15 protein-coding genes are annotated in these 19209 nt (G+C 29.3%); 2 read left to right on the top strand and 13 right to left on the bottom strand.

Translation table 11 applies throughout. The features are described 5' to 3' along the window. Positions 1–80: 80 nt before the first annotated feature. The 6 genes from clpB to OW730_RS07995 form a co-directional block, all read right to left on the bottom strand. The gene (gene clpB, locus OW730_RS08020; RefSeq protein WP_271228528.1) at positions 81–2675 is read right to left on the bottom strand and encodes an ATP-dependent chaperone ClpB; all 2595 of its coding nucleotides are present in this window, start codon (positions 2673–2675) and stop codon (positions 81–83) included. A 463-nt stretch (positions 2676–3138) separates the two neighbouring features. Then, positions 3139–4308 carry a hypothetical protein gene (locus tag OW730_RS08015; protein WP_271228527.1) on the bottom strand — a complete coding sequence of 390 codons (1170 nt, stop codon included), beginning with the start codon at positions 4306–4308 and terminating at the stop codon, positions 3139–3141. A 135-nt stretch (positions 4309–4443) separates the two neighbouring features. Beyond that, positions 4444–5751: a tetratricopeptide repeat protein gene (locus OW730_RS08010; RefSeq protein WP_271228526.1), complete on the bottom strand. Its 1308-nt coding sequence runs from the start codon at positions 5749–5751 to the stop codon at positions 4444–4446. Positions 5752–6047: 296 nt separating this feature from the next. Continuing rightward, on the bottom strand, positions 6048–6224 hold the full coding sequence (locus tag OW730_RS08005) for a hypothetical protein (RefSeq protein WP_271228525.1): 177 nt from the start codon (positions 6222–6224) through the stop codon (positions 6048–6050). Positions 6225–6581: 357 nt separating this feature from the next. Further along, on the bottom strand, positions 6582–7331 hold the full coding sequence (locus OW730_RS08000; protein WP_271228524.1) for a ribonuclease H family protein: 750 nt from the start codon (positions 7329–7331) through the stop codon (positions 6582–6584). Positions 7332–7349: 18 nt separating this feature from the next. After that, complete coding sequence (locus OW730_RS07995; protein ID WP_271228523.1) at positions 7350–8393, bottom strand: YkvA family protein; 1044 nt, start codon at positions 8391–8393, stop codon at positions 7350–7352. A gap of 574 nt (positions 8394–8967) precedes the next feature. On the opposite strand from OW730_RS07995, the gene OW730_RS07990 reads away from it, so the two are divergent. Next, positions 8968–10695, top strand: coding sequence for an ATP-dependent metallopeptidase FtsH/Yme1/Tma family protein (locus OW730_RS07990; RefSeq protein ID WP_271228522.1), 1728 nt, complete (start codon positions 8968–8970; stop codon positions 10693–10695). 454 nt (positions 10696–11149) lie between these two features. Here the strand turns inward: OW730_RS07990 and OW730_RS07985 are convergent, their stop codons facing one another. Beyond that, the gene (locus OW730_RS07985; RefSeq protein WP_271228521.1) at positions 11150–12166 is read right to left on the bottom strand and encodes a rhomboid family intramembrane serine protease; all 1017 of its coding nucleotides are present in this window, start codon (positions 12164–12166) and stop codon (positions 11150–11152) included. Positions 12167–12317: 151 nt separating this feature from the next. Beyond that, positions 12318–13376, bottom strand: coding sequence for an HD-GYP domain-containing protein (locus tag OW730_RS07980; RefSeq protein WP_271228520.1), 1059 nt, complete (start codon positions 13374–13376; stop codon positions 12318–12320). A 135-nt stretch (positions 13377–13511) separates the two neighbouring features. On the opposite strand from OW730_RS07980, the gene OW730_RS07975 reads away from it, so the two are divergent. After that, positions 13512–13835 (top strand): hypothetical protein, encoded by a 324-nt coding sequence (locus OW730_RS07975; RefSeq protein WP_271228519.1) that lies wholly within the window; start codon positions 13512–13514, stop codon positions 13833–13835. Here OW730_RS07975 and OW730_RS07970 read toward each other — a convergent pair. The 5 genes from OW730_RS07970 to OW730_RS07950 form a co-directional block, all read right to left on the bottom strand. Then, positions 13824–14855, bottom strand: coding sequence for a hypothetical protein (locus OW730_RS07970; protein WP_271228518.1), 1032 nt, complete (start codon positions 14853–14855; stop codon positions 13824–13826). The genes OW730_RS07975 and OW730_RS07970 overlap by 12 nt on opposite strands. Before the next feature lie 96 nt (positions 14856–14951). After that, positions 14952–16400, bottom strand: a complete 1449-nt coding sequence (locus tag OW730_RS07965) for an aminoacyl-histidine dipeptidase (RefSeq protein ID WP_271228517.1) — start codon at positions 16398–16400, stop codon at positions 14952–14954. Between the two features lie 71 nt (positions 16401–16471). Continuing rightward, positions 16472–17971 (bottom strand): S41 family peptidase, encoded by a 1500-nt coding sequence (locus tag OW730_RS07960; RefSeq protein WP_271228516.1) that lies wholly within the window; start codon positions 17969–17971, stop codon positions 16472–16474. 19 nt (positions 17972–17990) lie between these two features. After that, the gene (locus OW730_RS07955) at positions 17991–18362 is read right to left on the bottom strand and encodes a hypothetical protein (RefSeq protein ID WP_271228515.1); all 372 of its coding nucleotides are present in this window, start codon (positions 18360–18362) and stop codon (positions 17991–17993) included. 11 nt (positions 18363–18373) lie between these two features. Beyond that, positions 18374–19165, bottom strand: a complete 792-nt coding sequence (locus tag OW730_RS07950; protein ID WP_271228514.1) for an SLAP domain-containing protein — start codon at positions 19163–19165, stop codon at positions 18374–18376. Positions 19166–19209 lie beyond the last annotated feature (44 nt).

The raw sequence follows: 19209 nt of genomic DNA, 5'->3' as shown, positions 1-19209 counted from the left end.
CTAAAGGCAGAAACATCCATCGTTTTCCACTTTCAACTGTCAGTTGTCAATTTGTTTTAAGTTTTTCTTCAATAGTTTTTCTAAAGTATAACAACATCTCCATCCTTTAAATCAACATCAATATTCATTCCAGGGCGTATTTCATTAGAAATAATTTTTCTTGCTATTTGAGTTTCTAGTGTATTTTCGATATATCTTTGAAGAGGTCTTGCACCATATGTTGGGTCATACCCTTCTTTAGCCATGAGCATCTTTGCTTCATGAGAGACTGATATTGTTATGTCTCTTTCTGATAATTTTTCATTCATATTCTCTAAGAAAATATCAATTATCTTCTCAATTTCATCTAGGCTCAAAGTTTTAAATAGTATTATATCATCTAATCTATTTAAGAACTCAGGTTTAAATCTTAATTTCATCTCGTTAAGAACGCTATTTTTAGTATTCTCATCAACTTCTCCTCCATCTATATTTCTAAGGAGATATTTGCTTCCTATATTTGATGTCATTATAATTATACAGTTTTTAAAATCTATTACTTTTCCTTTATTATCTGTCAATCTACCATCATCTAGAATCTGAAGGAATATATTAAATACGTCATCATGTGCTTTTTCTATCTCATCAAATAATATTACACTATAAGGATTCCTTCTAACAGCTTCAGTTAATTGACCGCCTTCTTCATATCCTACATATCCCGGAGGTGCTCCTATTAATCTAGTTACTGCGAACTTCTCCATATATTCAGACATATCAAATCTTATGAGATTATCTTCACTATCAAATAATACCGTTGTAAGAGTCTTTGCAAGTTGTGTTTTACCAACTCCAGTAGGACCTAAGAAAATAAATGATCCAATAGGTTTATTTTTTCCCTTTAATCCTGCTCTAGCTCTAATTACTGCATTTGATACTGCTGTAACAGCTTCATTTTGACCTATTACTCTCTCCCTCATTATTGACTCTAATTTAAGAAGTTTTTCTCTTTCACCTTCCACCAATTTAGATACTGGGATTCCAGTCCACTTTGATACTATATCTGAAATTTCATTTTCTGTGACTTCTTGTTTTAATAATGAATTATCAAAATATCCTTTAAGTTTAATTTCTTCCTCTTCCAATTCTTTTTCCATTTGAGGAATCATTCCATATTTTAATTCTGCAACTTTATTTAAGTCATAATCTCTTTCTGCTTTATCAAGTTCCCCCTTCAACTGATCTAACTCTTCTTTTAAATCTCTTACCCTTTGAATGGCATTTTTCTCTTTTTCATATTTTGCAGTAAGTTCATTGTCCTTATCACGTAAGTTACTTAAATCTTTCTCTATATTCTCTAATCTATCTTTTGAGTATTCATCCTTTTCCTTAGAAAGTGCTTCTTTTTCAATCTCTAATTGAAAAATTCTTCTTCTAACATCATCCATCTCTGTTGGAAGGCTATCAATTTCTGTTCTAATCATAGCACTTGCTTCATCAATAAGGTCAATTGCCTTATCAGGGAGGAAACGATCTGTAATATATCTGTGTGATAATTTTGCAGCCGCAACAATTGCGTTATCATGAATTCTTATACCATGATGAATTTCAAACTTTTCTTTAAGTCCTCTTAATATTGATATTGTTTCATCAACAGCGGGTTCAGCTATAACAACTTTCTGGAATCTTCTTTCTAATGCCTTGTCTTTTTCAATGTATTTTCTATATTCATCAAAAGTTGTTGCTCCAATACATCTTAATTCCCCTCTAGCTAGCATTGGTTTAATTATGTTACCAGCATCCATTGCTCCGTCAGTCTTACCTGCACCAACAATAGTATGAATTTCATCAATAAATAAAATAATCTTTCCTTCGCTTCTCTCTACTTCTTTTAATACAGCTTTTAATCTTTCTTCAAATTCTCCCCTAAATTTTGCTCCTGCTATAAGCGCTCCCATATCTAATGAAAATACGATTTTATCTTTTAACCCTTCTGGTACATCCCCTCGTACTATTCTTTCAGCTAATCCTTCTACTATAGCTGTTTTACCTACACCAGGCTCACCTATTAATACTGGATTATTTTTTGTTCTTCTTGAGAGTATTCTCACAACTCTTCTTATTTCATCATCTCTTCCAATTACAGGATCTAACTTATGTTTCCTTGCTTCCTGTACCAAGTTACGTCCATATTTCACTAGAGCTTCATAAGTACCTTCAGGGTCTTGAGTTTCAACTCTTTGGTTCCCTCGAACCTCATTTAATATTTCCAAAAACTTATCCTTAGTAATATTAAATACTTTAAAAACCCTATCTACAGGACCAGTTGTACATATTTTAAACATTGCTAATATTACATGTTCAACACTCACATAAGAATCCTTAAACTGCTTTGATATTTTCTCTGCACTTGAAAATAAACTTTCAAATCTCCTTGTAGGATATACCCCTGAAGCTTCGGCTCCAGACCCCAGCACTTTAGGCATTTTTCCTAATTCTTTCTCACTCTCTTTAATTATTAAATCTATATCTAGACCCATTCTTGAAAATATATTTGGAATAAGCCCATCTTCTTGAACTATTAAAGCATAAAACAAATGTATATCATCCATAGCTTGATGATTATAATTTACTGCACATTTATGCGCTTCTCCTATGGCAGATTGAACTCTCATGGTTAATTTTTCAATATCCATTAAAATCCCTCCTAAACACTTTTTATTTATTTAGATATATAGTTTTGATATTTTGTTGTTACATAATAAGAAACCATTGCGCTTTAGAAAAGCAAGTTGAAAATTGAAAGTTGAAAACGTAGGATATTTCTCTTCGAGAAATTTTAATCATATTGTTCTTGGGACATGAATAGTTTACTCGTTTCATCTTGATGAAACCTTGTATTCTAAATTACAATTTTTTTATCTAAAGATAAAATGAGTAAACCCCTCTTGTTCTAATGAACAATAAAATGTAGTTTTGCGGAGCAAAACATCCATCGTTTTCCACTTTCCATTTTCAATTGTTCAGTTATGTTTTACATCACAACGTTTCTCTATTACAAATTTTTCACTAAAATAAATTCTTCTAAATCAATATATATATTATACCTCCATTTGGAATTTAATTGCAATAAAAGGACAAACTATAAATAGTTTGTCCTTAAAGTTTATTTTTAAATTTTAGTGCTAAATCAAAATATTTAAGTGCTTCTTTATTATTTTTACTTTTGTAGTACATATGTCCAAGTTCATTGTATCTTTCACTTAATTCATCACGATTTCCGAACTTTTTCAAACTATCTAATGATAGGTTCATATACATTTCAGCTAATGTAAAGTTATTAGCTTTAAATAACAATTTAGCTTTAAAATAATATGCTTTATCAATAACCTTTATATCATTTAATAAAATTGCCACATTCAGTGCCTCATCACAAAGAACTGCTGCAGTATCATTATACTCATTTTTTATAAATAAATCTAAAGAATTTATGATAAATTCTAAACGTTCCTTTTCTTCATTTTTGGGGAATATTTCAAAGGAAGCTATCAAGCATTTCATTCCATCTTCTTGTTTATTTAACTTTAAATATGTCTCTCCTATATTATGAAGCATTATTGCAATTGCTTTATGATTATCACCATATAAATCTCTTGCCTTATCCTCATATTCAGTATATTTTTCATCTCCTACATACAGAGAAGATACAGCTAAAAGATTATATATATTTGCAACTATATATTTATCTTCCGACTCATTAATATACTCTTTTAAATCCATAATAATGTTGTAACACTCTTTTGGATTATCCATCATAATCTCGCAAATTGCAAGATTATACTTACTTATTATGTATTTTCTTTTTAATTTTCCAGTTAGTTCTTCTATATCCTTAAACTCAGCACACACATTAGCAAAATATAATTTTGCTTGAGAATATTCTTTATTTGCATAAAAATATCTAGCTTCATCAAGATAGAACATAATTTGATTTTCTTTAGTATAAGCCATTTGACAAATATGGTAATACTTAGAATTTACTGTTTGCAATCTTTCAAACATCTCATTATCTAAATAATAATTGAAAAGCAAGTGCATTGCTTTCATTGCATGATCATAACATTCAGCTTCTTCACTGAAATTTATTAAATATTTCAGTTCCTCTTCATCAATTTTCTTTTGGTCCTTATCTTTAAAATCATTTAATCTTCTTTCTATCTGCTCTTCGATACCTTCCAATAGATAATCAATATTCAGCTCTAACTTATCAGCAATAAATTCTAAAATCCATCTATCTGATTTAATTTTGTTATTCTCTATACAGCTCATTTTTGAGACTGAAATTTTACCTTCACATTATTCTCTTAATGTTAACCCTTTATAAATTCTGGATCTCCTAATTTTTTCCCCAGTTGATAATATTTCCATAATACTCACCCACTATAAATAATAATGTCAATCACATTAAAAATCTTTATTTAATATTCCTAACTTTTTAAATATTATTACTCCATCATTAAGGTATTTAGCAGCTTTATCTTCAAATCCCCAATCAATATAATGTTTACCTAATTTTATTGAGAGTTCTGCTTGTTCCTCTAAATACCCCATGGTTTCAGCATAGTTATGTGCCATAATTAAAGTATTTTCGGCTTCATTAATTCCACCTTCTAGGATATCTATTTTATATTTTAGAAGATAATAGCATATTAAAGCTCTATTATTTCCTTTGTCTACCTCATTCATGATTTCTTGAAGAACATCTTTCGCTGTTTCAATTTCTTTAAGTTTAATGAAATTCTCACAAATATTGACCAAAGTCTCTATTAAATTCTCATCGCTATTTTTTATTCTTATTTCTCTAGCTTTATTATAATGAATAAAAGATTGTTCAATATTCTCAAATTCAAAGAACAGCTTACCAAGATTATTCTCAATTTTAGAGATATAGTACTGATCGTCAATCTCTCTAAATACCTCTAACGTTTTCTTAGAATACTTTATGGCATTGTCTAAATCGCCTTTATTGCTGTATTGTTCTGAAATTAATAACAATGTCTTTGCATATTCTTTCTTATTATCAATTTGTCCAAATTTTTCTTGAGCAAGAAAAGAATAATCAATAGATTTAGATGTATTCTCTAATTTATAGAACGTAATAGCTCTATAATAATAAATCTCACCTAACAGAAAATCATTACCTATATCATTTTGTAAATAAACATCTTCTGATTGTTGGAAATAACTATTTGCAGAATGATAAGCTTTTAATTTTAGAGTTATTATACCTAAGTATTTAAATGTTTGTGCAATATCTTCATAGTTATTACTTCTAATAAAAATAACATTTGCTGATAAAAAATACTGCTGTGCAACAGATAACTCATTCTTTTCAAGATGCATCTTACCTCTTAAATATAAATTTCTAGCTTTTCTAAAATTAAGATTATATTTCTCAGCATAATATAATACAGTTTCAATATGATTCTCCGCTTGTATTAATTCATTATTCAATATCTGAGATTCAGCAATATTTTCATAATACAAACAAATTTTTTCTGCTTGACTCTCTTCTGATTCCATTAAATACTCTACTGTACTATTTAATGATTCTGCTAAGTACTCTAGCAAATCCATACTAGGATTCGATTTCCCTGATTCAACAAGACTAATCTGACCAGGCGTGATTCTATCCCCGGCTAAGTCCTTTAATGTTAGTCCCAATTCTTTTCTTTTGCGTTTTATTTTTTCACCTAAAGATAAAATTTCCATGAATCCCTCTTCCTTTACAGCTAGTTTTTTTCTATTTAAAAAAATTAATTTCCTCAAGACATCTTACGTACATAATTTTAATTAGATGTCTTAAAATATTTATATAAATGTATTAATTTCTCTTTTTATCATCATATATCACCCTAATTATACCATAATTTTTAATTTATCACCAAAATTTTTTTATTTACTTCTTTTTTTTAGTAATTTTTTTGTTTAAATGAATATAAAATTTAATTTTTTAATAATTATGCACAAATAAAAGGCCATTATTTAAAATGACCTTTTATTATTCTTTATCTCATTTTTTTCATATATCCATCAAACATATCACTAGCGGAACCTCTTACTACGTTTGTATATCTCTTAATTTTACGTTTAGTTCCCCTACTCATATTTGACACAACTACAGCTGCAGCGCTCATACCAATCATTGAACCAACCATCATACCTTTTACAAATTTAGCTTTCATAAATATTCGGGAATTCCCTTCCTCCTTCCTGATTAAGATAGCTCTTATTACATATATCTTATGTAATATATACTTTTGTTAAACAGGAAAATAATATCAAACCGTTAAAATCAAATGTAAAATGTATAATGGATAATGTATAATGATGGATGTTTCTGCTTACTCAGAAACTACATCTTATTTTTCTTTAGAACAATATTCTTTTACTCATTTTATCAAGAATAAAATATTGTATTTTAAATACAAGGTTTCATGATAAATGAAACGAGTAAACAATTATTGTGCAAAGAACAATAAAATTTAAATTTCTCGTAGAGAAATATCCTTCATTATACATTCTACATTTTCCATTATACATTATTTAACGATTACATTATTAAGCGCTTCTTCTCCCAAAATATCATGTAAAAGATTTTTTATATCTTCATTCGCCACGTATATCTTATTCTTTTTAATTAGCTTATTGCTCTCATTATTCATTCTAACTCCACCGGCTACTTTAGCTAACTCATCTACAACTTCATTATATAAATCACCAGTATGGCTATCAACTTTTACAAATTCTACATTAAGATCATTCTCGTTGATTAATCTGTTCATCTTCTCATAATATAACTGCGAAGATTCTTCTTTTCTTTGCCATTCTCCAGTGACATGGTTTCTTACTCCCACGTAATCATGGTAAATCTTAACCTGCTTTTCTTGTGATTCACAAGCATATTCAAGTGCTCGTTCTGCTCCTAGAAGTTCTCCTGCTATTTGTCTCTGCTTCTTCTTAGAATCATCTTCTGCAACTCCATTTTCTGCATGAACTATGGTATTATCCTTTAGAATTACTAATCCATATGAAAATCTCTCAGTAGCTATATTGAAACTTCCATCTACATAGGCTTCTATACCATCAAATTTTTCATTTTTTTGTTCTTTCTTTTCATGAACCCCTAGATAAATATTTGCTTCTTCTAGAGTTTTGAAGCTCTTATATTGAGCATTCTTAACCCCTTTAACCATTCTTGAACAAGTATCCCAATCTCTAACTATCTTATTAACAACGGGCTCTTTTTTATAAAAGTCATATCCGTTCTTTATCGCGTAAAATTTCTTCATTTTGTTATTCTCACCTTTCTACATCTTGTCTAAGAGTCCTAAAAACTTCTTTATTTTCCCACCAGCAGATAAATTGGAAATATGTTCAACCCCTTGCGCAACCAATTTAATAATATCTTCGTCACCTTCCCAATTTTCCATAACAATATTATTATCTATCTTATTTAACAAATAATCTAACCCTATAAACAGTATTATAATATCATCTATCTTTCCTAATACAGGGATATTTTCAGGTATTATATCAATTGGAACAGCCACATATGTTAGCATTATTCCAGCAATAAGCTTATCTTTCTTACTAACTCTTTTATCTTTAAATAATCTTATAATCAATGCTACTAAATCTGGAATAAACAATGCGTACTGAGATATTCCATTACACTTAGCTTCTATTACTTCTTCAGCTGTTCCTCTTATTGTAGTATATCCATCTGAAACTTTATGTATTGCAGCACAAGCATTATTTTCTTTAAAATCTTCAGTAATTTTTTCTTCTAATTGTAATACTTCTTCCTCTTTATTTTCATCCTTGCTGTCATCCTTACTTTCATCACCACTGCTTGCCCCATTAATCATATCATCAAAATTAACAGCCTCTTTTTTACTATCATAAATCATATCGCTTATCTTAGTTATTATATAACCATTGCATAGCTCTAATTTCTCAAGTTTAAAATTAACAAAAGGAATCAGTGGAGATAATAAATTTAAATCAATGAATAATAAATTATCCTCCATATAAATACCTATATTCTTATAAGTCTTAAAGAAAACTTTAAATATTCCTTTAATAATAAAACTTGCTATCTTTATATTCATGCATTTTATCATATCAATATTAAATGCTAAAATATTATTTTCTAGCTTCTTCAAGGAAAGTTTAATACTAAACTTAAATTTAATTTTATGCTTAAACGTTCCCTCTATAAAAATATTCTCTTGTACTAATAAACTATGGATGCTCAATCCATCAATTTTTGCAAAATCACAAACAACTTCATTAACCAATCCAAACAAATCATTTTCTTTAATATCAACAGTAATATTAGAAATCTTCATATTTCCCTCCTAAATTTATCGTAACTTCATGCTGAAGAAACATTGCGACATAAAACATACTTGGAAATTGAAAGTGGAAAACTGAAAACGATGGAGGTTTTGCTCCGCAAAACTACATTTTATTATTCTTTAGAACAAGATGGGTTTACTCATTTTATCTTTAGATAAAATGTTGTAATTTAGAATACAAGGTTTCATCAAGATGAAACGAGTAAACTATTCTTGTCCCAAGAACAATATGATTAAAATTTCTCGAAGAGAAATATCCTACGTTTTCAACTTTCAATTTTCCACTTTCAACTCGCTTTTGTTTCTTATTATCTATTTCCTCTAACTTCTTTCCACACTTCTTTCATATATTATAAGTATACAATAATTCATTAGAATAGAATAGTAATCTAAACAAAATATTCTAATGCAAAAATTACATATCCATTTCTTATGAAAATCATTGGACTAGTTTACATAAAGTAATTATAATAATGCATATGATGTCAAACAGATGTTCAAACACACTAGTTATTTTTGAGTATTCCAGCCAATAATATATCTTTCTTAAGGGGGAACGCATTACATGAAAAAAAACAATGCAAAGTTCTTTTTACCTATAATATTATCCATTTTTTCAATAATTATATATTTTTCATTGAATTCAATTACAGATAACACCATCACGCCATATAAAGAATTTTTATCAATGGTTGAAAAAGGAGATATTACTACGGTAACACTGAACGATTCTGATACTATTAAATTCTCAGATACTGAGGGTGAGTCTTACAGCACATATAATCCTAGAAGTGAAAATTTTAAAGAATTTCTTCTAATCAACAATATAGATGTAAAAGAGAGTACTGAAAAACCACTTACACAAACAATTCCTTTGAGCATGTTATTAGCTTCACTGATTTTGTTAGTAGTTTTGGTATTAAAAGACAAAAAACTTTCTCCAAAAGGAATTTTTTCAAACTCAAATTTAAATCTTGAATCAGTAGAAAATATTGATATATCTTTTAACGATGTTGCAGGAAACGAAGAAGCGAAGGAAAATTTAAAAGATGTAATTGATTTTCTTAAAAATCCAGAAAAATATCATCGCTACGGTGCAAGAATGCCAAAAGGTGTGATATTTTATGGTGAGCCTGGTACAGGTAAAACATTATTGGCAAAAGCCGTTGCAGGAGAAGCAAATGTTCCATTCTATGCTGTTTCTGGTTCTGATTTTGTTCAGATGTATGTTGGGGTAGGTGCCTCTCGTATACGTAACTTGTTTTCTAAGGCTCGTTCACATGGAAAAGCAGTAATATTTATTGATGAGATAGATGCAATTGGTAAACAACGTAGTTCTAATAATACAAGCGGTAGTTCAGAAGAAAAAGATCAAACTTTGAATGCCTTGTTAACAGAAATGTCTGGTTTTAACGAGAAAGAAGGTATTGTTGTAATTGCAGCTACTAATAGATTTGATATGTTAGATAATGCCTTGCTAAGACCTGGTAGATTCGACAGGCATATTGAAGTTGCACTTCCTGATGTAAATGCAAGAAAGAGAATTATAGATTTATATCTTGAGAAAAAACCAACTAAAGAAATTGATGTGACCTCATGGGCTAAAAAAACAGCTTATTTCTCTGGAGCAAAAATTGAGAATTTCATTAATGAGGCAGCAATATTAGCATGTAGAGAAAATACACCTTCCATTACCTCATTACACTTGGAAAAAGCTTATTCTACTGTTATAGCTGGTTCACCGAAACTAGATCGTTCATATATAAAAGATATTGATAGAAAGATTACAGCATATCACGAAATAGGACATGCTCTAACCAGTATGCTTCTTATTCCAAATGAAGAGATATCTAAAGTATCTATTATTCCTAGCACAAAAGGTGCTGGTGGATATACTCTATCAATACCTGAAGATAAAATGTATTACTCAAAAGATTATCTTTATAATAAAATTAAAGTTATGCTAGGCGGACGTGCAGCAGAAGAAATTTTATTAGGAAATGATTATATAACAACAGGTGCTCAGAATGATTTTCAGAAAGCAACTTCTTTAGCACTAGATTTAATATCAAAATATGGTATGGGAGATACTTTAGGTTTACTAAGTTATTCTGAATTAAAACAAAAAGGAATCTCTATTGATAACAGTATCTTAACCGAAAGTAAAACACTTCTTGATAGACTCTATAAGGAAGTACTGCAATTGCTTTCAGATAACGCTGAAACTTTAGATAGGTTTAGTGAACTGTTGTTGGAGAAAGAAATGCTTTGTGGCGAAGAACTAACTCTTTAAAACAAGTTGAAAATTGAAAATTGAAAACGGAAAACGTATGATGGTTCTGACGTAAGTCAGAACCTAAATTTTATCGTTCTTTAGAACAAGAGTACTTCACTTATTTTATCTTTAGATAAAATATTGTATTTGTACTACAAATGAATTTTTTTCTATTTATTCATGATTAAAATTCTAATAACCTATGAAAAAAGTTAGTGACATATTAAACATGTTACTAACTTTTTATTTTTAAAACTATTTTATTGTATTTAAAAGAAATTCAGTAAGTCTATAATTCTTAAAATTATTTGAGAGTATTATTGATATACATAATTTTGTAAATCAAATACAATGTTTCATTGAAAATGAACCGAGTAAAAACCTATTGTCCAAAGAACAATAAGATTATAATTTCTCGAAGAGAAATGTCCAACGTTTTCAACTTTCCACTATCCATTTTCAATTATGTTTTTTATCTTTTCCTCAACAACAAGAAAATGCTCCCAAGAACAAATCCCCCAAAAAGTCCTCCCATATGTGCCATGTTATTTATCTCTGGCACTAACAATCCAATAAAAACATTTAGTAATATTGCTTGTAGTAGGCTATTCATAAATGCTTTTCCTATTCTTTTTCTCATGATAAATCCATATGCGAAGGCTGCTCCTAAGAGTCCAAATATAGCTCCTGATGCACCCACTGATATGACAACACCACTTCCGAAGATAATTGTAGCCATTGAGCCTGCTATTAATGCTCCTACATATATAACTGCAAATTTCGCTTTTCCGAAGACTTCTTCTACTAACAATCCTAAAACATATAGGGCTAACATATTCATTGCGAGATGAACAATGCCCGCGTGTAAGAATCCTGAGGATATTATCCTATGATATTGTCCGGCTAATACCAATCCTTTGTTAAGTGCTCCAAATTCAATTAGCACCCTAATATCCATATCAAAGATACTTTTACTTAAGATTGCTGTAACAATAAAAATTAGTATATTACTTAATAGAAATACAGCTGTAATCCAATTTGACTTCAGTTTAATAAGTGCCCCTTTAAATCCTCCGTCTCTTATTTCAATAGCTTTTTTTGCTTGTTTATTTATTTCATTATAAGCATCTCCACTACATCTATAAATGTTAGATACGTCTCCTCTAATACTATCAATCACTACTACTGATCCTATATTGGAATCTACAAGATTTTTGATTAATGCATTATCTTCTTGCTTAAATTCATCGCTTACAAACACAAAAATTATTTCAGGAACTCTCTCTACGTTCATCAATACTGTTTCTCTGTAGTTTAAGGCATCCTTAAATTGATGTCTTTCCATAATGATAAGATATTGATCGTATTTTTCTCCTTTTTTAAGAAGAACTTCACCATCTTCTATCTTTCCTTCACCATCTATTCTAATACCTTCATACTGTTCTTCTTTCATCATATTTCTCATGAATATATTCAAAAAATTACTCATTCTCTCCACCACCTTTAATCAGAATCAATAATATAGATTTATTAGTTGAAAACTTAACTTATTTAATTAATTTGAATAAATAAAATTTCACAATAGAATGTCTATAGCTGTCCCCCATCAGGAACAGCTATTATAATAAATATAAAATTAATTAACTAACAGAAACAACTGTTAAATTCAATGATTTTAATAAATCTATCTCGTAGAAATTTATTGGTTTTCTTGTTCTCGCATCATAAAGAATTCTAATAACAGGTCTGTCTGGGAAATCTTCATTCTGTCTAATAACATAACCTTCCACACCATTAGATAATTTCACACAACTTCCCATTGGATATACTGCAAATGTTTTTCTAAATCCTCTTACTATTTCACTGTCAAAACAACTTCCGCTTCCTGCAAGAATAAGTTCATATGCCTCATTAGGAGCAAACTTCTTACGATAGATTCTATCATTGCTTACTGCATTATATACATCTGAGATTGCTACTAACTTACCATACTTTGAAATCTCATTTCCATTCTTACCAAAAGGATAACCACGTCCATCAATTCTCTCATGATGTTCAAGAATAGCTTTAACGATAGGTTCGTTTTCTCCATAATATTTCTTAATAATTTCAGCTCCGTAAATTGGATGTTTAATTATCTCTTGATATTCCTCTTGAGTCAATTTACCATTTTTCTTGATTATGTTCTCATTGATTTTTATTTTGCCTATGTCATGAAGAGTCGCTCCAACAGCAAGTTCCTTAAGTTCACTTTTCCCTAAATCCAAGTTAAGACCTAGAAAAGTAGCAATAATTCCAGTGTCCAAACTATGATAATATGTATAATCATCATATGTCTTTACATCTTGAAGGTTTTCTCTAACCGCTTCCTGTTCTATTATGTAATCAATTAAATTCTCAACAGCTTTAATTGCTTCTTTAGCCTTCTTCTTATTTCCATTGTTAATATTCTTAACTATTATTCCAAGATTCTTCATAGAGTTCTGCTTTAGCTCTTCATAAACACTATCTCTCTTACATATATCCTCAAGTCTTTCATCATCTATGTACACATAAAAGATTCCCAAGGATTTTAACTTTTCAATATATAAACTTGAAAGTCTTGCCCCTGCTCTTAAAAGGACATTACCGTCTCCGCTAATAACACTTTTGCCTAAAACATCCCCATCAGTGACCCTCTCAATAAATTCTAATCTCATCATCCACCTCGACATAAAACATTATATAAATTTATAAATCTTCAAAATATATAATAACTTTTAATATTATTATATAATAAATGACCTTTTAAATCCATATAATAATTTATAAAGCAATTATTATAGGATGATTTCATGAAAAAATTTATTTTTATTTTACTCTTTTTAGTAATAACTATACTCCTACTTAGAAGTCAGTACATATCAAACAAGAGCAAAGATATGATATATGCAATTGAGCGTTATTCTATGAAAAGCATGCATAATTCACACAAGCTCATTAAAATAAAAGAAATATACATAGACTTCAAAGATGAATATGTTTCAGTAGTCACTGTTACAGGAATCGATAAAAATAACAATGAATTAAAATATAATCTTCTTTTAAAGAAAAACAAAAAATCTGTGTGGAAAATCATAGAGCAATACGATTTAAAGACCCTCTCACTAACTAAGTAAAATATCATCCATAAACTTTAGTGTGTGTTCTATTTTACTTAATTCTTTATCATTATATTTTTCAAATGAAACAGGACTAGTTTTATATGGAATAGTATTTAACTCAGCTAAGGAATCTTCAAGTAATGCTAAGAATTCTCTTTGTTCCTTAAGCTTTTTAAAGATACTATTCCTTATATTTTCTTCAAGCTTATCTTTATCTATCTTCATTAATGATGTATTAATATTAAATAATCCTACACCTATTTCTCTGATAAACATAATTATGTGAACACAATTGTTTAATTTTTTTCTCTCGTAGGCTTCGCTATATTGTCTATATTTATCCTCATTCCAGTTCTCTTCATAATGAGAATATATCCATTCAATATCCTTAAATACTCTATGAAATTTCTTTGTATTTATATGAAATAAATGATATTGTTCATACTCTAATCCATTCATCATACTTTTAATGATAGAAATCATTTCACCAATCAAAAATTTGAAACTATTATTTAGTAATTTACTGAAAAATGCTGTTGAAAACAAACTATTAAATAATATTCCAATGAAACCACCAATAATCAGTCCTATTATTCCATACATATATGAAGTTAATGGTTTTATAGTTGAGTTCATTATTGTTATGCTGTTTGCAATTATGTATATATTAACAAGAAATGCTCCATATAACTTTTCTCTCCAATTTATTTTGATATTTATCAATATTGCTATAGTCAAACTAACAGCACAAGATATAATATCAACTCCAAATGTTTGAATTATACCAGCAGTAATTATACCTGAAACAGCTGCACACATTAACTCCTTTATTAAGGCAATGTATCTTATTCCATATATAGGCTTTACCATCATAATTGCACTAAAAAACATCACTATTAACCCATGTTCATATATTAATCTTGTATTCCATATCAAAAATACTACTGCCACTACTAAAAATATTTTTAGTAGATAAAGCTTAGTACTATATAAAATAATTGAATTACTTTTTTTTAATATTTTATTTCCGCTCATAGTACCCTCCTAATTTCTATATTATCTTTAGTATTATGTTATATAATAAATTTATACTCTAAAAAGGCTGGTCTCATTGACCAGCCTTAAATTTCTTTATTTTAAGCTCTTTAATACCTCTTTAAGATATGTCCAACATCTATCTACTGAAGATATTTCAACCCATTCATTCGGTGTGTGAACATCATGTAAGTTTGGTCCAAATGAAACCATATCCATTTCTTCACCAAATTTTCCACCGAATAATCCACATTCTAATCCTGCATGGATAGCATCTATATGTGGCTTATTTCCAGTAATCTTTTCATAAGTATCAATCATACAATCTCTTAGTTTAGAATCTTCTCTGTACTGCCAAGCTGGATAAGCTGATTGATATTCTACAGAAGCACCAAGTAAGCTGCATAGTGCATCTCCTCTTTTAGCAATTTCCCATTTTCTACTCTCTACTGAGCTTCTAATAGCACTCTCAAATCTAATTTTATTATCTTCTGAAATACATACACCTATGTTAGTTGAACTTTCAACTAGCCCTTCTATCTGCATGCTCATCGATTGAACACCATTTGGTATCATAAGAAGTAAATCAATAATTTTATTACTACTTTCTTTTGTGAAAGCATCGCTTACTTCAACATTTTCAAATGATACTTCTACTCCATTATCAGACGCTGATAATTCTTTTTTAAATATTTCATGATATTTATTTATTATTTCAACAGCTCTATCAAAATTTTCTTCATTAACTACAACTGTACAATCACATTCTCTAGGTATAGCATTCATTTTAGATCCACCGCTAATATTGTGAATTCTAACTTCCATCTCACCGCGTAATTCATTCAGTATTCTACCAATAAGTTTATTAGAGTTACCTCTCTCCTTATTTATGTCCATTCCTGAATGTCCACCCTTTAATCCTCTAATCTCTATAATAAGTCCGCAACCTTCTACTGACTCTTTAGCTCCTTCTAGAGTTATAACCTGTCTTACTCCTCCTGCACAACTAACTAGAAGTGTTCCTTCTTCTTCAGAATCAATATTAATTAACATCTTTCCTTCAATGTTTTTAGGGTCTAATGCTAGTGCTCCACCCATTCCTGTTTCCTCTTCTGTTGTAAGAAGAAGTTCCACTGGTGGATGTTCTAATGTTTCATCATCTAAAAGAGCTAATCCATAAGCAACTGCAATACCATTGTCTGCTCCTAACGTTGTACCATCAGCTTTTAATACATCACCATCAACAATAAACTTGATTGGGTCCTTATCAAAATTATGTTCTGTTCCTTTATTCTTTTCACATACCATATCCATGTGACCTTGCAGAACAACTGTATTGGCATTCTCATATCCCTTTGTTCCTGGCTTTTTAATAATTACGTTAAAAGCCTCATCTTGAATTACCTCTAAGTTTCTCTCTTTTGCAAAATCAACAAGCCAATTTGAAACAGCTTCTTCATTTCCTGACCCTCTAGGTATTTCATTTAAAGCCTTAAAATATTCAAATACCTTGTAACTCTCAAGCCCTTTTAATTTTTCTAACATAACCTAACCTCCATTTTATATAAAAATATCCATAAATAAATCATTTAACATTCAATTTAAGATATTCTATACTACTTTCTAACCTTTATAATTGCCATTTTTCCTCTATTTAATTTACTGCCCTTAAGTGACTTAAAATCCGGCTCAAAGGTAAGAACATAGTTCACATCAACTTCTAAATCTTCCAATGGATCTATAGTTAATATCTTACCTTCTGCTGATAAATTAAATTCAATTTCATCGCCTGTTTTTCCATGGTATAGATGGATATCTTCTTTGATGTTTGCAACTAAGTCATGAGCTTCACTATTAAATGTAACATTAAGACTCTTCTCAGGTTTAATGATTATCTCAGAAGAAATCATGTCCATATTTAATTTCCATCCATTTAACTTTTCATCTCTATATTGCTTATCATTAACTACATAAAGTTGTTCTTCTTCTGTAATTTTTACAAATGATTCTTCTGCATTATTCATTTTGCTAAAAATTAGTTTTGCTAAAAGCAATGGATTCACATCTGTATTAACTAAATTCGGAGTAATTCCAATCTCATTTATCTTTCTCTTTCCTGGTGAGAAAAACTCTTGTGTTGTTACTTTAAGAGCGCTTCCATCACTTAATTGAATAAGTGATTGGGCAACACCTTTTCCATAAGTAGTATCTCCAATAAAGTAAGCTTTATCATAATCCATTATTGCTGCAGATAGAATTTCTGAAGAACTTGCAGACATACCATTTACAAGGAATATAATCGGCTTGTCTATACGTATATCACTGCCATACCCCTTTAATTCAATATTTTTTTCTTGCTTTCTGTCTACAACTAGTGCAGTCTCATCTCCAATAATCATCCCAGCTATTTCAAGGGCTACGTTCATATATCCTCCACCATTGTATCTTAAATCAATGATATAGTTATGAGCCTCTTGCTTTTGAGCTACTTTAACCAAATTATAAAATTCTTCTGTAGTTTTTTCTCCAAAAGTATTTATTATAATATGAGCTGTTGTATTGTCATTTAACCACTCTAACTCTACAGTAGGAAGTCTAATCTCATCTCTCTCAACATTGAATGTTAACTCTTCTTCCCCTCTTTTTACAATAATCTTAACCGCAGTTCCCTTATCACCTTTTACATAAGCTGATGCATCTTCTAAAGTTAATCCTTTAAGATCATGCTCATCTGCTTTGATTATTATATCTCCACTTTTAATTCCAGCAGCTTCAGCAGGTCCTGTTTTAATAACATCGCTTACAAATATTCCATCCTCATGTTGTTTTATATAAACACCAATTCCAAATATCTTATTATCAATATTATTCACAAAGTCATTATATTCATCTTCTGAATAATACTTTGTATATTTATCTCCAATAATCTCCATCATCTCATCTATAGACTTTGCCTTTAAAGCTTCAACAGGAACTCCATCTTTATAGTATGTCAATAAATAAAACAAAACATCATTTCTAATATCTCCGAAAGCTTGTACACTTTGTCCAAAAACTAAACCCGCAGCTAGTCCAAAGGATATTAATTTTCTTCTCATAGCTTTCTTAAAGCCCATTAAATCACCCCATCCCTTATTATTTAATTATCTTACTGTTTAATTTATCTACTAAATCCCCTTCTTTATCAAAAAGATATATCACTACAGTTTTTCCTGGTTTTGATTTAGGAAGAATAATTGTTTCTTCCCCTATTTTTGTTGCTTCTACTGACATTTCGAAATTCTCTTCTGTAAAAACTCTATAAGTTTCAGCCATTGGATATTTATTTTTTCCTTCTTCACTTAAATCCACACCAACAATAGATCCTAATGAAGCATCTCTATGTTTTACTGTAACATACTTATTATCTGGTGTTCCTTTGCCTTGCTCACTTTTATATATGCCAAATACAACTCCTCCAATTATTAATAATACCACCATAATTGGAATTAATATTTTTTTATTCATTTTCGTTCCTCCTACTCAAATTTTATGTCACATTTTTGGAAGTCAATTTCATCCTTAAAAATAAATTCTTTCTTAAGTTCAAACTTAAACATCTTACCAGAATTTTTATCAATTATTAAATCCGCAGTATTGAAAACACCACCTGCTACAAGTTCTTCATCCATATAGATTTTTAAAGGTAATCTATTAATATCAACAGTAGCATTATGTGAATTTCTTACAAGAAATAAAACATCAATTTCTCCATTAGCATTATATCCAAGACTAAATAAATCTAATTCAACCCTATCTTTCATAATTGGCTTCAAATGTTGTGTGAATTCAAGGATTATATCTTTTTTATCTTCAATTTCATTAATAAAACTATAATCTAGCTCTGATACTTCACCACATTCTAAATTTTCATTCCATCTTATTTCATAATCTTCTTTTTCACCTATTTCTTCATCTACATCTTCAAAGATTATATCTATAGCTCTTGCTTTCATGCTAGATATACTTTCAAAATAATCCATAATATCTAGTCTTGTTTTTGCAACACTCTTATTTTCTTTTAAGTTATAAAGTTCAAAATCACATGTTCTAATGATTACATCATTATCTGTAGCATTTCTAATGAAAGCTCTAACCTCTACTTCATTTCCTGTTCTATATAAATAAACTATATCTATTCCTATTTCATTTTCATTTATACTTGGCAGCTCTTCTAAATCCTGTTCCATCATTTCTCTTTTAATTTCCTGCATCAATATTTCTTCATTTTTACTTAATTGAAGAGTTATTTTTTTATTATTAATACTCATCTCAAGACCTCCAAATTTTTAGCATTAATTTAAATTATATCATA

The sequence above is a fragment of the Oceanirhabdus sp. W0125-5 genome (assembly GCF_027938815.1).
In the GTDB taxonomy this organism is placed as follows: domain Bacteria; phylum Bacillota; class Clostridia; order Clostridiales; family Clostridiaceae; genus Oceanirhabdus.
Note: the sequence above shows the minus strand (reverse complement) of the source record. Positions and strands in the feature narration are given on the sequence as shown.

Excerpts from the sequence above, each read along its gene's own strand:
- clpB (WP_271228528.1), bottom strand. The coding sequence starts at position 2,675 with ATGGATATTGAAAAATTAACCATGAGAGTTCAATCTGCCATAGGAGAA.
- OW730_RS08015 (WP_271228527.1), bottom strand. The coding sequence starts at position 4,308 with ATGAGCTGTATAGAGAATAACAAAATTAAATCAGATAGATGGATTTTA.
- OW730_RS08010 (WP_271228526.1), bottom strand. The coding sequence starts at position 5,751 with ATGGAAATTTTATCTTTAGGTGAAAAAATAAAACGCAAAAGAAAAGAA.
- OW730_RS08005 (WP_271228525.1), bottom strand. The coding sequence starts at position 6,224 with ATGAAAGCTAAATTTGTAAAAGGTATGATGGTTGGTTCAATGATTGGT.
- OW730_RS08000 (WP_271228524.1), bottom strand. The coding sequence starts at position 7,331 with ATGAAGAAATTTTACGCGATAAAGAACGGATATGACTTTTATAAAAAA.
- OW730_RS07995 (WP_271228523.1), bottom strand. The coding sequence starts at position 8,393 with ATGAAGATTTCTAATATTACTGTTGATATTAAAGAAAATGATTTGTTT.
- OW730_RS07990 (WP_271228522.1), top strand. The coding sequence starts at position 8,968 with ATGAAAAAAAACAATGCAAAGTTCTTTTTACCTATAATATTATCCATT.
- OW730_RS07985 (WP_271228521.1), bottom strand. The coding sequence starts at position 12,166 with ATGAGTAATTTTTTGAATATATTCATGAGAAATATGATGAAAGAAGAA.
- OW730_RS07980 (WP_271228520.1), bottom strand. The coding sequence starts at position 13,376 with ATGAGATTAGAATTTATTGAGAGGGTCACTGATGGGGATGTTTTAGGC.
- OW730_RS07975 (WP_271228519.1), top strand. The coding sequence starts at position 13,512 with ATGAAAAAATTTATTTTTATTTTACTCTTTTTAGTAATAACTATACTC.
- OW730_RS07970 (WP_271228518.1), bottom strand. The coding sequence starts at position 14,855 with ATGAGCGGAAATAAAATATTAAAAAAAAGTAATTCAATTATTTTATAT.
- OW730_RS07965 (WP_271228517.1), bottom strand. The coding sequence starts at position 16,400 with ATGTTAGAAAAATTAAAAGGGCTTGAGAGTTACAAGGTATTTGAATAT.
- OW730_RS07960 (WP_271228516.1), bottom strand. The coding sequence starts at position 17,971 with ATGGGCTTTAAGAAAGCTATGAGAAGAAAATTAATATCCTTTGGACTA.
- OW730_RS07955 (WP_271228515.1), bottom strand. The coding sequence starts at position 18,362 with ATGAATAAAAAAATATTAATTCCAATTATGGTGGTATTATTAATAATT.
- OW730_RS07950 (WP_271228514.1), bottom strand. The coding sequence starts at position 19,165 with ATGAGTATTAATAATAAAAAAATAACTCTTCAATTAAGTAAAAATGAA.